The organism is Mesorhizobium sp. M0410 (assembly GCF_040321435.1).
In the GTDB taxonomy this organism is placed as follows: Bacteria; Pseudomonadota; Alphaproteobacteria; order Rhizobiales; family Rhizobiaceae; genus Mesorhizobium.
Genome location: NZ_JAMYRN010000009.1, coordinates 32,624 through 46,340, shown reverse-complemented (window position 1 = coordinate 46,340; position 13,717 = coordinate 32,624). Strand labels below are relative to the sequence as shown.

Sequence of the window (13,717 nt, the reverse complement as noted above, 5' to 3'; positions counted from 1 at the left end):
GGCGCAAAGGCAAAACAGCACCGGCCCCGCTTGCTGGACCATGCCTGGGCTGCGTCTGGCCGATGACCGCGCGGAGAACCGGGACTATCGGTGCGATGCGTCGGGATGCGCCTGTTGGGCCGCCCGCGGCTCTATCTTGCAAGCATCACGTTTCCGTGCGATAAATTTTGTGTTCGGGCATTTGCGACCCGGAGAGCGGAACGTTTTGGACGACCTTTCCCCGATACTGTGAATCTCTGACAGCCCCGTTTTCGGCGGGGGGTTTTACCATGCGCCAGTGCATGACTGCCGAAGCAACCACCGGGACTTGCCCACGGCGCCAGGCGGCGGGCGGAACCACCAAGACTGACACGGGTGAAGGAGTTTCCCCAATGGCCCAGACCGGCACCGTTAAATTCTTCAACGCTACCAAAGGCTTCGGCTTTATCACGCCCGATGGCGGCGCCAAGGATGTGTTCGTCCACATCTCGGCGATCGAGGCTTCCGGGCTGCGCACGCTCGTCGACGGTCAGAAGGTCACCTTCGATGTCGAGCCCGACCGTATGGGCAAGGGTCCGAAAGCGGTCAATCTCCGCGCCGCCTGAACCGCGGCGTGCCGCGCGTCCTTTCGGGTGTGAGGATGCTGCAAGGCTTTGGTGTGACGTGAATTTTATAAAGGCGCGGCGGTTTTCGTCGCGCCTTTTGTGTTCTGGGATGCTTGCCGGCACCCGCAAAACTTTCTCTTGCCGATGGCACTAAAATAAAGGACAAATTTCCGTCCGGGCATTTGCCGGCCCGAGACTGGACTTGTGGGATCAAAGGAGCTTCCCATGCCGCAGACCGGCACCGTCAAATTCTTCAATCACGCCAAGGGCTTCGGCTTCATCACGCCGGACGACGGGGCAAAGGATGTCTTCGTCCATATTTCGGCCGTGCAGGCGTCGGGTCTTCCCGGTCTTGAGGATGGGCAGAAAGTGACATTCGACACCGAGCCGGACAAGCGCGGCAAGGGTCCGAAAGCCGTCAACCTGTCGATCGGCTGAACCGGCCCTGGACAGAATGGACGCGGGCCGGTCTGGCCTGCGGTGTTTGCCGCACGCTTGAATCGCCCGGTTGGATGAACCCGCCTGGCCAAATTTCGTTCAGCCCCCGTTCAGCCACGGTCCCATATTAATCTTCGTTAAAGCCGGACCGCATCCCCCGAAAACGACCCGGGCCGGCACGAAGGAGACCGACATGAACCGAATTTTCAAGACTGCCATCCTGTCCGCCGCGGTCGTTGCGACCACGCTTGCGACCTTGCCCGCGGCCAATGCCGATGAATGGCGCCATCACCGCCGGCACCACGGCAACGGCGACGCCGTTGCGGCAGGCGTGCTCGGCCTTGCGGCCGGTGCCCTGATCGGCGGTGCGCTCGCCAGCCCGCAGCCCCGCTATTACGACCCGGCCTATGATGATGAATACTACCGGCCTGCCCCGGTGCGCCGTTATTACGTGCAGCCGCGAGTGGCCTATGCCGAAAGCTATGCGGAGCCCTGGACCCGCGGCTGGTATGAATACTGCTCGGACCGCTACCGGAGCTTCAACGCGCGTACCGGCACGTTCACAGGCTATGACGGCGAACAGCATTTCTGCACCGCCAATTAACGGAGGCAGTTTCCTGCCGGAAAAAAGCGCGGTCGCACAGGCCGCGCTTTTTTGTTTCCGGCAAGCGGTTCAGATCAGGAACGGATTGCTCCGCCGCTCCTCACCAAAACGGCCGCCGGGACCGTGGCCGCAGATGAAGCCGATGTCGTCGCCCAACGGCAAAAGCTTCTCCTTGATCGAGGCGATCAGCGCGGCGTGGTCGCCGCCCGGCAGGTCGGTGCGGCCGACCGAACCGCGGAACAGCACGTCGCCGACATGCGCGAACTTCGCCGCCCGGTCATAGTAGACGACGTGGCCGGGTGCGTGGCCCGGACAATGGAGCACCTCGAACACGTGTGAGCCGAACGAAACGGTCTCGCCTTCGGCAAGGAACCGGTCGGGGACACAGTTGCGCACGGGATCGGTGATGCCGTAGCGCTTCGCCTGGTTCTCGAGATTGGCGAGCAGCGGCCGGTCGGCGGCATGCGGGCCGATGATCTCGATACCGAGCGCCTCCTTCAGCTCCATGGCCCCGCCGGCATGGTCGATATGGCCATGCGTGATCCAGATCGCGCCGGCAGTGATCGCATTGTCCTCGAGCGCCGCCAGCACCTTGTCGATGTCGCCGCCCGGATCGACGACAACGCCTTGCCTGTCGTCCATGTCGAAGAGAATGGTGCAGTTCTGCTGGAACGGCGTGACCGGCACGATGCCGGCGTTGAGCTGACCCATATTCGTCCTTTCACGCTGTCGGAGCGCTGCGCGCCCTCTCGAACGCGTCAGGAAAGCCCTAACCTTTACCCTGATGTAGAGACACACGCGAACGGCGTCCACCGCTCCACAAACGGAAAACGGAAAACGGAAAACGAAATGGGCGGCCGAAGCCGCCCATTTAAAACCCTGAAACGTCAAAGCTTATTTCTTCATCGCGTTCATGACCGCACCGATGATGCCGGTCAGGATGGCGCCGCCGCCGGCACCGCCAACGATATTTGAAATGTTCAACGCGCTGCCTGCCCCTGCCGCCGTGGCCGCGGCTGTCGGGTCGACCGCGCCACCCAGCAGACTGTTGAGGATGGCCGCACCGCCGACGCCGCCAACAGCGCCGCCCAGGATTTTGGTAAGCTGCCCCATCGCCGCCGTCTTGATAGCCGCGCCAACCGCCTGACCACCGATGATACCCGTAATCACCTGAATAATGATCGGAAGAAGCGTGTTCATATCCATATTTCCAGTCCCTCCATAGCTGCCAGCCTCCCGGGCCGACCCCATCATGAGACGCCGAATTGTGTGAAAGTCAAATGCAGAAGCGCTTAAATAAAAAGGGCGGCCCGAAAACCGCCCTTACTAGTTAAAAAAGCTGTGACTTTCGTTATTCTGCAGCGATTGCGTGCTTGGGCTGAACGGCCGCAGAATAGTCATTCATCAGCGTCTTGGCGATTTCGCCGACCTCGAATCGGTATGGACCGATCTCCGAAACCGGCGTCACCTCGGCTGCCGTCCCGGTGAGGAAGCACTGCTGGAAGCCTTCAAGCTCTTCCGGCATGATGGCGCGCTCGATCACCTCCAAACCGCGGTCCTTGGCAAGGCCGATGACCGTGCGGCGGGTGATGCCGTCGAGGAAGCAATCGGGCTTGGGCGTATGGATCTTGCCGTCCTTGACGAAGAAGATGTTGGCGCCTGTCGCTTCCGCAACCTGGCCCCGCCAGTCGAGCATCATAGCGTCGGCATAGCCCTTGGCCTCGGCGGCATGCTTGGACATGGTGCAGATCATATAGAGGCCGGCCGCCTTCGATTTCGACGGTGCGGTGCGCGGGTCGGGGCGGCGCCATTCGGCCATGTCGAGGCGGATGCCCTTGAGCTTCTGCGCCGGGTCGAAATAGCTCGGCCACTGCCAGATGGCGATGGCGCAGTTGATCCGACTGTTCTGTGCGGAAACGCCCATCTGTTCGCTGCCGCGCCACGCGATCGGCCGGACATAGGCGTCCTGGAAACCTTGCTTCTTCAACAGCGTGCGGCAGGCGTCGTCGATCTCGGCGACCGAGTAGGGTATCTTGAAGCCAAGCAGGCGCGCCGATTCATGCAGGCGTTCGGTGTGGTCGGTCAGCTTGAAAATTTCGCCCCCATAAGCGCGCTCGCCCTCGAATACCGCGCTGGCGTAGTGCAGCCCGTGGGTCAAGACGTGGATCTTGGCGTCGGCCCATTTGACGAATTCGCCGTTCATCCAGATAAAGCCGTCCAGTTGGTCGAAGGGAACGGATGCCATGGTAACCTCCCGCGGGCGGCAGCCCGCACAGTGTCGTTGCGTGTTTCGCCTCGGCCGCTGCGGGCGGCCATTGTCTCAAAGCGTAGGCGGATATTTAAGGGCTGGCAAACTCAGGAAGTTCCGGAAATAACGGCTTCGCTTGCCTTTTCGTTCGCAATCCGCCGAAAAGCTTGCCAAAAATTACCATCGCGCGGAAAATACGTCAATAGTGCTGACATAATTTCCTGCTTCACACGGAGAAAAGATGACGAGCCACGCAGCCGCAGAGCCGATCAGGACGGCGATCACCGACGAGGACGGCATCGATTTCGCCATCATCGAGTTGTTCTTCTTCGCCTATCGCGACTTTACCTCCGATCCGGACCAGATCCTGGCCGATTACGGTTTTGGCCGCGCCCATCATCGGGTGTTGCATTTCGTCAATCGCCGGCCCGGCCTGACGGTCGCCGAGCTCCTCGACGTGCTCAAGATCACCAAGCAGAGCCTGGCGCGCGTGCTCAAGCAACTGATTGACACCGACCATATCGTGCAATTGCAGGGCCCCCGCGACCGCCGCCAGCGCGAGCTTTATCCGACGGCCAAGGGCCGTGCGCTGGCGCTGGCGCTGGCGCGGCCACAGTCGCGCCGCATCCATGCTGCATTGGAAGATTCCGGAGCCACCGAACGCGCCGTTATCGAACGGTTCCTTGAAGCGATGGTCAATCCGGAACTAAGGGCGCAGATCGACATTGTGCCCGCAAAGATGTCAGGGAAAAGCCATGGAGACCATTGAGAGGGTTGATCATCCGACAGCACCGGAAGACGACGCGCCGCATCTGCTGGTGGTCGACGACGACACCCGAATCCGCAATCTTCTGAAACAGTATCTGACCGAAAACGGTTTTCGCGTCACCGTCGCCGGAAATTCCGGCGAGGCGCGGCGCAAGCTCGCCGGCCTCGACTTCGATCTGATCGTGCTCGACGTCATGATGCCGGGTGAAAGCGGCGTCGATCTCACCAAGGCGCTGCGGGCGGAGAAAAACGTACCGATCCTGATGCTCACCGCACTGTCCGAAACCGACAGCCGGATCACCGGGCTCGAGGCCGGCGCCGACGACTATCTGCCTAAACCGTTCGACCCGCGTGAGCTGATCCTGCGTATCAACAATATCCTGCGCCGCGGCGGCCCCGCGACGACGCCCAAGGTCGAACAGCTGGTCTTCGGTCCCTATACGTTCCAGATCGCCAGGCGTGAGCTGAAGCGCGGCGGAGAGGCGCTCAAGCTGACCGACCGCGAGCAGGAAATCCTGGCGATCTTCGCTGCCCGTGCCGGCGAGACGATACCGCGGCATGAGCTTGTCGGCGACGAATCCGAGGTCGGCGAGCGCACGATCGACGTCCAGATCAACCGGCTGCGCCGCAAGATCGAACGCGATCCGTCCAATCCGGTCTGGCTGCAGACCGTGCGCGGTATTGGGTATCGGCTCAGCGTGGAATAGAATGCCGCCGACAGCGGACCTTGCCGTGTCCCGGTGAGCGAAAAGACGAATGGCGACCACGCACCTCGAACGGCCGGGAGATGGCGGCTTCAGCGCCCGCGCGACGCGGGCGCTGAAGGCCGTGCCGCGCGCCTGGAACCGTTTCTGGCGCCTGGTGTCGCTTTACATGCCGAAGCGGCTCTATGCCCGCTCGCTGATCATCGTCATAGCGCCAATGATCATGCTGCAGTCGGTCGTCGCCTTTGTCTTCATGGAGCGCCATTGGCAGACCGTGACGCAACGCCTGTCACAGGCCACGGTGCGCGACATCGCCGCCATCATCGACCTGATAGAGACCTATCCGCATGACGCCGACTACGCGAACATCATCCGCATCGCCCAGGATCGCATGCAGCTGAAGGTCGACCTCCTCCCCCCCGACCCGCTGCCGCCACCCGGACCAAAGCCGTTCTTCTCGATCCTCGACGAGATCCTTTCGTCCGAGATCACCCGCCAGATCAACCGTCCGTTCTGGATCGATACGGTCGGCAATTCCAATATCGTCGAGGTCCGCGTCCAGCTTGAGAACAAGGTGCTGCGCGTCTTCGTGCGCCGCAGCCAGGCCTATGCATCGAACACCCATATTTTCCTGATCTGGATGGTCGGCACCTCACTGGTGCTGCTGATGATCGCCATTCCCTTCCTGCGCAACCAGATCCGGCCGATTCTGACGCTGGCCGAGGCGGCCGAGAGCTTTGGCAAAGGCCGGCCGATGCCGCGCGATTTTCGCCCGCGCGGCGCCGAGGAAGTCCGCCGCGCCGGCTTTGCCTTCATCCAGATGCGCGAACGCATCGAACGCCAGCTCGAGCAGCGCACCGCCATGCTGAGCGGCGTCAGCCACGATCTGAGGACCATCCTCACCCGCTTCAAGCTGCAATTGGCGCTGGCCGGGACCAAGGCGGCCGACACCCAGGCACTCGACCAGGACATCGACGACATGCAGTCGATGCTGGAAGGTTACCTTGCCTTTGCACGCGGCGAAGCATCGGAAGACGCCGGCCGGTTCGACCTCGAAGCCTTCTTCGAAAAGCTTCGCGAGGAAGCCGTGCTGCGCAAGCGCAAGCTGTCGACCGTGCTTGCCGGCGATCCGCACGTCCACGTGCGCCCCAATGCCTTTGCCCGGCTGCTCTCCAATGTCGTCGGCAATGCATTCCGCTATGCCAAGACGGTGGAGATCAACGCCAATCATGGACGCGGTTCGCTGCTCGTCACCATCGACGATGACGGTCCGGGCATTCCGCCCGAAAAGCGGGAGGATGTATTCAAGCCGTTCGTGCGGCTCGACGAGGCCCGCAACCTCGACGCCAGCGGCACCGGCCTTGGCCTCTCCATCGCACGCGACATTGCCCGCAGCCATGGCGGCGACATCGTCCTCGAACGCAGCCCGCTCGGCGGCTTGCGGGCGGTGATCAAGGTTCCGGCTTGACGGCAGCGAGACCCGGCCTTCATTCGCCCGTCATGAAACCATGGTGAAGAGCGCCAATGAAGCGCGCGATCCTGATTGATTCGGCCCTGCGGCCTCATTTCGACCCCGCGCCTGCCCGGGTGCGCCGGTGCGACGCCAGAGCTGCGGCGTGGTCGCCGCTCAGGCATCGCGGCAAGGCAATCAAGCTCTCCGCCAAGGGACCGCCATGCGCATCCTGATGGTCACCGACGCCTGGCGCCCGCAAGTCAACGGTGTCGTCCACACGCTGGAGCGCCTCTCGGAGACCCTGAAATCCTTCGATGTCGAGACGGATTTCCTGACACCCAACATCTTTCGCACCCTGCCTCTGCCGACCTATCCCGATATCAGGCTGGCGCTGACGACGCCGCACCGCGTGGCGCGGCTGATCGAGGCGCGCAAGGTGGACCACGTTCATATCGTCACCGAAGGACCGCTCGGCATTATGGCCCGGCGCTACTGCCGCAACGCCGGCCGCCCGTTCACGACCAGCTATCACACACGTTTTCCGGAATATCTGAGCGCACGCCTGCCGGTGCCTGAAGCATGGGCCTATCGCTGGCTGCGCGATTTCCATAATTCAGGACAGGGCACGCTGGTCGCCACCCAGTCGCTTGCCGACGATCTTGCGGCGCGCGGCTTCACCAAGCTCCGGCCGTGGACGCGCGGCGTCGACACCGATCATTTTCGGCCGGATAAAAGAAAGGACCTGGGATTTCCCGGACCGATCTTCCTCTGCGTCGGCCGCGTCGCGATCGAAAAGAACCTGCCGGCCTTTCTCGACCTCGACCTGCCGGGCAGCAAGGTGGTCGTAGGCGAAGGGCCGGAATTGGCGAAGCTGAAGGCCAGATATCCCGATACCCATTTCCTCGGCCATCGTCCGAATGACGAGCTGGCCGAGATCTACGCCTCGGCCGATGCCTTCGTCTTCCCCAGCCGCACCGACACATTCGGCAACGTCATCATCGAGGCGCTGGCCAGTGGCACGCCGGTCGCAGCCTATCCCGTCACCGGACCGATCGACATCATCGGAGACGGCATCGGCGGCGCGGTATCGGACGACCTGCGGCAAGCAGCGCTCGCCGCCCTTCACGTCGACCGCGCCGAGGCGCGGCAACGCGCGATGCGCTACAGCTGGAAGGCCTGCGCGGAAATGTTCATGAAAACGGTTGAAGAGGCGCTGGGCACCACGCGTAAACTGGCTGCGTGAGCAACAGCGCAGCTAGAACAACCTGCCTCCGTCCGGCACCTTGCGCTCGATCGCGCCAAGCACGACGGCGCCCTCTTCATCGGGAAAGCCTAGCGTCAGCACTTCCGACATGAATGGCCCGATCTGGCGCGGCGGGAAATTGACTACAGCGAACACCTGCCGGCCGATCAGGGTTTCGGGCGTATAGTATTTTGTGATCTGGGCCGAGGATTTCTTCACCCCGATCACGGGACCAAAATCGATTTTCAACTTGATCGCCGGCTTGCGCGCCTCGGGAAAAGGCTCGGCCTCTACGATCGTGCCGGCGCGGATGTCGATACGGTCGAAATCGGCAAAGCTGATCTCGGGTTTTCGCCTGTTGCTCGAACTCATCGACGGTCAGGCGTTTCCGTAGGTTTCGAACAGCACGCCGGCCAACGCATCCTTGGCCGAAGTCCCCGACCAGACGACGAACTGGAACGCCTGGAAATAGCATTCGCAGGCTTCCAGCGCCGACGACAGCAGCACCTCGACCTGCTGGCTTGACGGCTCGACCCCACCGGCCAGCAGCAGCGACTGGCGGAACATGATGGCGCCTTCCTGCTCCCAGAGATCGAAATGGCCAAACAGCATCTGCTCGTTGATCAGCGAAAGCAGCCGCATCACCTCGAGCGCGCGCGTCTCCGGGACTTTGATGTCGAAGGCGCAGGCCAGGTGCAGCGCCTCGTAGTCCTCCATCCAGGAGAATGAAACGTGGTAGTCGGTCCAGCTCCCGGCAACCGAAATCGAGATCTCGTCGTCGCCGGCCCGTTCGAAGGACCAGTCGTTGTTGTGCGCCACCTGCTCGATAACATCCACCGGATGGATTTCGCGGGAGAATTCGAGTTCGAGAAGTTCCATGAAATGCTTCCTGTCGTTCTGGGAGCGCCACCACACGCTCCGCGGGAGAGGCACACTCGAACAATTCTGCCTAGAACTCGGACGGCCAGGACTTCGTCAACGCAAAGACCCCGGACCGGACCCCACCGCCCGGCGCATGACCCTGCTCCGAATCATGCAACAAATTCAGTCTATTGATCGGGAGTCGCGTGACCAGCCAAATTTTTCGCACTGCGTCATTCGCATGTGGAAAGGCGATGTCACAAAGATTCACGCAGTACCGGTAAGCGATTCACGACAAAGCGCTTTTTACGATCCGGCTTTGTGGAAAAGTTTAACGATTTATTTCTGATTATTTTTTTGCACGCGGCTTTGCCGCAGCCACAGGCGCTGCTTGACCGGTCAATTCGGCAAGCCTGGCCTCGAGCGCCTCGATGCGAGCGGCGAGCCGGATGTTTTCTTCCCTGGCCTTCGCCGCCATGTCGCGAGCAGCGTCGAATTCCTCGCGCTGCACCACGTCCATGGAGTTGAGTATGCGCTCGGCCTGGCCCCTGAAGGCGGTCTCCACCTCGCGCCGCACGCCCTGCGCGGCACCGGCTGCATCGGTCATCAGCTTGGCGAATTCATCGAGAATGCGGTTCGGTCCAGTCGCCATGGCAAATCCTCGCTTGGTTGAATTGACGTAGTGGCGCACCATTCGGAATGCAAGCATATGCTTGCCTTGACCGCGCCAAAAGCCTGCCGCATGGTCCGCGCCCGAACCTGATTGGAACCCGGAGACCCTGTTGAGCGAATATTTGCTGCCGCTGGCCGCCCTGCCCTTTCCCAACATCGACCCGGTCATCGTCCGGATCGGACCACTGGCGGTGCATTGGTACGGCGTCGGCTATATCGTCGGCATTCTGTTCGCCTGGTGGTATGCCAAACGCCTCGTCACCAACCCCAAACTTTGGCCCGACGGCATCCTGCCGATGAAGCCCATCGACCTCGACGACTTCATCGTCTGGGCAGCCATCGGTGTGGTGCTCGGCGGACGCACCGGCTACGTGCTGTTCTACGACCTGCCGCGCTACATTGCCAATCCGCTCGATATCGTCGCCGTCTGGCAGGGCGGCATGTCGTTTCATGGCGGCCTACTCGGCGTCATTCTCGCCATGACGCTGTTTTCCTGGTCTCGCGGCATCCGCACATGGTCGCTGTTCGACGTGGTTGCCGCCGGCGTGCCGGTAGGGCTTGGCCTCGTTCGCCTGGCAAACTTCATCAATTCCGAACTATGGGGCCGGCCGACCGACGTGCCATGGGCATTCGAATTCCCCAATGGCGGCCCATTTGCACGCCATCCGAGCCAGATCTATGAGGCGCTGCTCGAAGGCTTGGTGCTGTTCCTGGTCCTGCGCTTCCTCACCCATTCCAGGCTCAAGCTGAAGACGCCGCGCTTCGTCGGCGGCGCCTTCATCGCCGGCTATGGCGCCTCGCGCATCTTCGTCGAATTCTTCCGCGAGCCCGACCAGCAGCTTGGCTACCTCCTTGGCACGAGCTGGCTGACCATGGGAATGGTGCTGTCACTGCCGATGGTGCTGGCCGGCATCTGGGCGATGGCTACAGCCAAGCCGGTGACAAAACCGCAGCCGGCATGACGCGGCTGAAGACCCGCATCGCCGAGCTGATCGGTGCGGTAGGACCGATCCCCATCAGCGAATACATGGCGCTCTGCCTGTTCGATCCGCAGGACGGCTATTATACGACACGCGAGCCGTTTGGCGCCGCCGGCGACTTCGTCACCGCGCCGGAGATCAGCCAGATGTTTGGCGAGCTGGTCGCCATCTGGCTCTACCAGGCGTGGCTGGCGATCGACCGGCCGACGCCGGTCGCCATCGCCGAAATCGGCCCCGGCCGCGGCACGCTGATGAGAGATATGCTGCGCACGCTTTCGCGGCTCGATCCGACGCTTACCGCCAGCGCATCGTTCGCCTTGATCGAGGCCAGTCCGCGGTTGACCGAGGTCCAGAAACGGACGCTTGCCGGGACGTCGGCCACCATCGCCTGGCATGAGGCCGTCGACACGCTGCCGCAGGGGCCGCTTCTGATTGTTGGTAACGAGCTGTTTGACGCCGTGCCCATCCGCCAGTTCGTCCGCGCTGGAGCCGGCTGGAGCGAACGGATGATCGGTCTCGACGACGCGAACCGGCTGCGCTTTTTCGTCGGCGCCGGCTCGCTTGACCCGATGCTGCTGCCGGAGGGTGCCGAGAATGCGACGCAAGGTGCCATCGTCGAGGTGGCGCCAGCCCGCGCCGCCCTGATGGCGGCCATCGCCGGGCGACTTGCCGGATTTGGCGGAGCCGGCCTGTTTCTCGACTACGGTCATCTCCAGCCCGGGATCGGCGACACCTTGCAGGCCTTGCGCAAGCACGGTCATGAGGACGTGCTGGCCAATCCGGGGCAGGCCGATCTCACAGCCCATGTCGATTTCGCTCCCCTCGCGGCAACCGTTCGGGCACACGGCCTCGATGCCCACCTCTCAACGCAAGGTGAATTCCTGCTCAAGATGGGGCTTCTCGAACGGGCTGGCCGGCTCGGCGCCAACGCCGATGAGGCAGCTCGCGAAAAGATCGCGGCCGACGTCGAGCGCCTCGCCGGCCCGCAGGCCATGGGCGAACTCTTCAAGGTGCTTGCCGTCCTCCCTGCCGGCATTGCCGTTCCGCCGTTTCCAAGCACGGATTGACTTTTCGCTGCCGCCTCTTTCACTCTCCCGTCTCCGACTAGCGCCCGACATCAACTTCGCCAGCCTTCAACCGCCCAGCCTTCAACTGCGCCCCTTCAACTCGCTTGACGAAATCGCCCATACGGACAACAAAGCCGCCATGCTGAATCAGACCAAACCGGATCCCGTTCGGTCGCCCTTGCTGGAAACGGCGCAAGGCATCCGCCACGGCTACTTCACGCGAGTCGGCGGCATTTCCAGCGGCATCTACCGGGGCCTCAACATCGGGGCCGGTTCGAACGATGACCAGACGCTGGTGCGCGAAAATCGCCGCCGGGTCGCCGAATGGATGGGCGTGCCCGCAAACCATCTGCTGACCGCTCACCAGGTTCATTCGCCGGACGTCGTCATTGCCAGGGAGCCTTTTGCCGGCGAGCGGCCCAAGGCCGACGCCATTGTCACCGACCGGCCGGGCATTGCCGTCGGTGCCTCGACCGCCGACTGCGGACCGGTCCTCTTCGCCGACGCCGAGGCGCGCATTATCGGCGCCGCCCATGCCGGCTGGAAAGGCGCTTTCACCGGAGTGCTGGAAAACACCATCGCGGCAATGGAAAGCCTCGGCGCCCGGCGCGACTGCATCGTCGCAGTGCTCGGTCCTTCGATCGGCACACGGAATTACGAAGTCGGACCGGAATTCGTCGCCCGTTTCGTCGACGCCGATGCCTGCAATGCTCGCTATTTCGCGCCCTCCGCAAATGCCGGACACGCGATGTTCGATCTCAACCGCTACACGGTTGACCGGCTGACCAAGGCTGGCGTCAACGCCGAAGGACTTGGCCGCTGCACCTATGCCGAGGAAGAGCTTTTCTACTCCTATCGGCGCAGCACGCATCGCAACGAGCCCGACTACGGGCGGCAGGTTTCGGCAATCGTTTTGGAGGCTGACTGATGGCGCTGCATTTCGAACGCTCGGAATTCGACGCGCGGCGCGATCGACTGATGATCGAGATCGCCGAAAAGAAGCTCGACGCCGTCCTGCTGTTTGCCCAGGAAAGCATGTATTGGCTAACCGGCTACGATACCTTCGGCTTCTGCTTTTTCCAGTGCCTGGTGGTCAAGGCCGACGGCTCGATGGTGCTGCTGACGCGTTCGGCCGACTTGCGCCAGGCGCGCCACACCTCGATCATCGACAACATCGTTTTGTGGACGGACCGCAACGGCGCCAATCCGGCGGTAGACCTGCGCAACCTGCTCAACGAACTCGACCTGCTCGGTGCCCGCATCGGCGTCGAATACGACACCCACGGCCTGACCGCCTATAATGGCCGGCGCCTCGACGAGCAGTTGCAGACCTTCGGGCAGATCGCGGATGCCTCCGGCATTGTCAGCCGGCTACGGCTGTTCAAGAGCCCGGCAGAAATCGCCAAGGCGGAAAAAGCCGCAAATCTGGCCGACGACGCGCTGGACGCAGCACTGCCGCTGATCAAGCAGGGCGGCGATGAGGCGCTGATCCTCGCCGCCATGCAAGGTGCCATCTTTGCCGGCGGCGGCGATTATCCGGCCAACGAGTTCATCATCGGCTCCGGCGTCGACGCCCTGCTTTGCCGCTACAAAGCCGGCCGCCGCAAGCTCACCAAGAACGACCAGCTGACGCTCGAATGGGCCGGTGTCTTCCACCACTACCATGCGGCAATGATGCGCACGGTGTTGACCGGCAAGGTATCGAAACGCCACCAGGAATTGTTCGATGCCGCCCGCGCCGCGCTACTTGCAGTCGAGAAGGCGATGACGCCCGGTAATACGTTCGGCGACGTGTTCGACGCCCATGCCCGCACCCTCGAAGTCCACAATTTGACCAAGCACCGGCTTAATGCCTGCGGCTATTCGCTCGGCGCCCGCTTCACCCCGTCCTGGATGGATATGCCGATGTTCTATCAGGGTAATCCCGAACCGATTGCGCCGAACATGACGCTGTTCGCCCATATGATCATCATGGACTCCGAAACCGAAACCGCGATGACGCTTGGCCGCACCTATCTGACGACCGAATCCCAGCCGAAGCCGCTGTCCCGCCATGATCTCGACTTGATCGTGCAGTGAATCCATAATGCAAAGA

At 62.4% G+C, this 13,717-nt stretch carries 17 protein-coding genes; 11 read left to right on the top strand and 6 right to left on the bottom strand.

What is annotated here, in order from left to right:
* The first annotated feature begins 371 nt into the window (after positions 1 to 371).
* The 3 genes from NKI63_RS15055 to NKI63_RS15045 all read left to right on the top strand — a co-directional run bounded on the left by NKI63_RS15055 (position 372) and on the right by NKI63_RS15045 (position 1,626).
* Complete coding sequence (locus NKI63_RS15055; protein ID WP_006202520.1) at positions 372 to 584, top strand: cold-shock protein; 213 nt, start codon at positions 372 to 374, stop codon at positions 582 to 584.
* Positions 585 to 809: 225 nt separating this feature from the next.
* Positions 810 to 1,022 carry a cold-shock protein gene (locus NKI63_RS15050; RefSeq protein ID WP_006202521.1) on the top strand — a complete coding sequence of 71 codons (213 nt, stop codon included), beginning with the start codon at positions 810 to 812 and terminating at the stop codon, positions 1,020 to 1,022.
* 193 nt (positions 1,023 to 1,215) lie between these two features.
* Entirely contained in the window at positions 1,216 to 1,626 is a 411-nt protein-coding gene (locus tag NKI63_RS15045; protein ID WP_352687867.1) for a BA14K family protein, read from the top strand.
* A 69-nt stretch (positions 1,627 to 1,695) separates the two neighbouring features.
* Here the strand turns inward: NKI63_RS15045 and NKI63_RS15040 are convergent, their stop codons facing one another.
* From NKI63_RS15040 to NKI63_RS15030, 3 genes are all read right to left on the bottom strand, one after another.
* A complete protein-coding gene (locus tag NKI63_RS15040) occupies positions 1,696 to 2,337 on the bottom strand; it encodes an MBL fold metallo-hydrolase (RefSeq protein ID WP_352687869.1) in 642 nt (213 codons plus the stop codon).
* 183 nt (positions 2,338 to 2,520) lie between these two features.
* Positions 2,521 to 2,832: a hypothetical protein gene (locus tag NKI63_RS15035; RefSeq protein ID WP_254819202.1), complete on the bottom strand. Its 312-nt coding sequence runs from the start codon at positions 2,830 to 2,832 to the stop codon at positions 2,521 to 2,523.
* A gap of 145 nt (positions 2,833 to 2,977) precedes the next feature.
* Positions 2,978 to 3,871 (bottom strand): branched-chain amino acid aminotransferase, encoded by an 894-nt coding sequence (locus NKI63_RS15030; protein ID WP_292661281.1) that lies wholly within the window; start codon positions 3,869 to 3,871, stop codon positions 2,978 to 2,980.
* A 244-nt stretch (positions 3,872 to 4,115) separates the two neighbouring features.
* On the opposite strand from NKI63_RS15030, the gene NKI63_RS15025 reads away from it, so the two are divergent.
* The 4 genes from NKI63_RS15025 (at position 4,116) to NKI63_RS15010 (ending at position 8,042) form a co-directional block, all read left to right on the top strand.
* Positions 4,116 to 4,643, top strand: a complete 528-nt coding sequence (locus NKI63_RS15025) for a MarR family winged helix-turn-helix transcriptional regulator (RefSeq protein WP_023719182.1) — start codon at positions 4,116 to 4,118, stop codon at positions 4,641 to 4,643.
* A complete protein-coding gene (locus tag NKI63_RS15020; RefSeq protein WP_023678415.1) occupies positions 4,630 to 5,349 on the top strand; it encodes a response regulator in 720 nt (239 codons plus the stop codon). Before NKI63_RS15025 ends, NKI63_RS15020 begins: the two co-directional genes overlap by 14 nt.
* Positions 5,350 to 5,398: 49 nt before the next feature.
* Positions 5,399 to 6,814: an ATP-binding protein gene (locus NKI63_RS15015; protein WP_352687871.1), complete on the top strand. Its 1,416-nt coding sequence runs from the start codon at positions 5,399 to 5,401 to the stop codon at positions 6,812 to 6,814.
* Between the two features lie 205 nt (positions 6,815 to 7,019).
* Complete coding sequence (locus NKI63_RS15010) at positions 7,020 to 8,042, top strand: glycosyltransferase family 4 protein (protein WP_352687873.1); 1,023 nt, start codon at positions 7,020 to 7,022, stop codon at positions 8,040 to 8,042.
* 12 nt (positions 8,043 to 8,054) lie between these two features.
* On the opposite strand, the gene NKI63_RS15005 is transcribed toward NKI63_RS15010, so the two are convergent.
* The 3 genes from NKI63_RS15005 to NKI63_RS14995 form a co-directional block, all read right to left on the bottom strand.
* Positions 8,055 to 8,414 (bottom strand): tRNA-binding protein, encoded by a 360-nt coding sequence (locus NKI63_RS15005; RefSeq protein WP_352687875.1) that lies wholly within the window; start codon positions 8,412 to 8,414, stop codon positions 8,055 to 8,057.
* 6 nt (positions 8,415 to 8,420) lie between these two features.
* Positions 8,421 to 8,921 carry a type III secretion system chaperone family protein gene (locus NKI63_RS15000; protein WP_352822085.1) on the bottom strand — a complete coding sequence of 167 codons (501 nt, stop codon included), beginning with the start codon at positions 8,919 to 8,921 and terminating at the stop codon, positions 8,421 to 8,423.
* Positions 8,922 to 9,252: 331 nt separating this feature from the next.
* On the bottom strand, positions 9,253 to 9,555 hold the full coding sequence (locus tag NKI63_RS14995; protein WP_352508124.1) for an accessory factor UbiK family protein: 303 nt from the start codon (positions 9,553 to 9,555) through the stop codon (positions 9,253 to 9,255).
* Positions 9,556 to 9,685: 130 nt separating this feature from the next.
* Here NKI63_RS14995 and lgt point away from each other — a divergent pair, with 130 nt between their 5' ends.
* From lgt to NKI63_RS14975, 4 genes are all read left to right on the top strand, one after another.
* Positions 9,686 to 10,537: a prolipoprotein diacylglyceryl transferase gene (gene lgt, locus NKI63_RS14990; protein WP_352508125.1), complete on the top strand. Its 852-nt coding sequence runs from the start codon at positions 9,686 to 9,688 to the stop codon at positions 10,535 to 10,537.
* Complete coding sequence (locus NKI63_RS14985; protein ID WP_352508126.1) at positions 10,534 to 11,622, top strand: class I SAM-dependent methyltransferase; 1,089 nt, start codon at positions 10,534 to 10,536, stop codon at positions 11,620 to 11,622. The genes lgt and NKI63_RS14985 overlap by 4 nt, the downstream gene beginning before the upstream one ends.
* 139 nt (positions 11,623 to 11,761) lie before the next feature.
* Positions 11,762 to 12,550, top strand: coding sequence for a peptidoglycan editing factor PgeF (pgeF, locus tag NKI63_RS14980; protein ID WP_352508127.1), 789 nt, complete (start codon positions 11,762 to 11,764; stop codon positions 12,548 to 12,550).
* The gene (locus NKI63_RS14975) at positions 12,550 to 13,701 is read left to right on the top strand and encodes a M24 family metallopeptidase (RefSeq protein ID WP_352508128.1); all 1,152 of its coding nucleotides are present in this window, start codon (positions 12,550 to 12,552) and stop codon (positions 13,699 to 13,701) included. The genes pgeF and NKI63_RS14975 overlap by 1 nt, the downstream gene beginning before the upstream one ends.
* Positions 13,702 to 13,717 lie beyond the last annotated feature (16 nt).

Bases quoted from the DNA above. Each gene is read 5' to 3' on its own strand.
- NKI63_RS15055 (WP_006202520.1), top strand. From the start codon at position 372: ATGGCCCAGACCGGCACCGTTAAATTCTTCAACGCTACCAAAGGCTTC.
- NKI63_RS15050 (WP_006202521.1), top strand. From the start codon at position 810: ATGCCGCAGACCGGCACCGTCAAATTCTTCAATCACGCCAAGGGCTTC.
- NKI63_RS15045 (WP_352687867.1), top strand. From the start codon at position 1,216: ATGAACCGAATTTTCAAGACTGCCATCCTGTCCGCCGCGGTCGTTGCG.
- NKI63_RS15040 (WP_352687869.1), bottom strand. From the start codon at position 2,337: ATGGGTCAGCTCAACGCCGGCATCGTGCCGGTCACGCCGTTCCAGCAG.
- NKI63_RS15035 (WP_254819202.1), bottom strand. From the start codon at position 2,832: ATGGATATGAACACGCTTCTTCCGATCATTATTCAGGTGATTACGGGT.
- NKI63_RS15030 (WP_292661281.1), bottom strand. From the start codon at position 3,871: ATGGCATCCGTTCCCTTCGACCAACTGGACGGCTTTATCTGGATGAAC.
- NKI63_RS15025 (WP_023719182.1), top strand. From the start codon at position 4,116: ATGACGAGCCACGCAGCCGCAGAGCCGATCAGGACGGCGATCACCGAC.
- NKI63_RS15020 (WP_023678415.1), top strand. From the start codon at position 4,630: ATGGAGACCATTGAGAGGGTTGATCATCCGACAGCACCGGAAGACGAC.
- NKI63_RS15015 (WP_352687871.1), top strand. From the start codon at position 5,399: ATGGCGACCACGCACCTCGAACGGCCGGGAGATGGCGGCTTCAGCGCC.
- NKI63_RS15010 (WP_352687873.1), top strand. From the start codon at position 7,020: ATGCGCATCCTGATGGTCACCGACGCCTGGCGCCCGCAAGTCAACGGT.
- NKI63_RS15005 (WP_352687875.1), bottom strand. From the start codon at position 8,414: ATGAGTTCGAGCAACAGGCGAAAACCCGAGATCAGCTTTGCCGATTTC.
- NKI63_RS15000 (WP_352822085.1), bottom strand. From the start codon at position 8,921: ATGGAACTTCTCGAACTCGAATTCTCCCGCGAAATCCATCCGGTGGAT.
- NKI63_RS14995 (WP_352508124.1), bottom strand. From the start codon at position 9,555: ATGGCGACTGGACCGAACCGCATTCTCGATGAATTCGCCAAGCTGATG.
- NKI63_RS14985 (WP_352508126.1), top strand. From the start codon at position 10,534: ATGACGCGGCTGAAGACCCGCATCGCCGAGCTGATCGGTGCGGTAGGA.
- pgeF (WP_352508127.1), top strand. From the start codon at position 11,762: ATGCTGAATCAGACCAAACCGGATCCCGTTCGGTCGCCCTTGCTGGAA.
- NKI63_RS14975 (WP_352508128.1), top strand. From the start codon at position 12,550: ATGGCGCTGCATTTCGAACGCTCGGAATTCGACGCGCGGCGCGATCGA.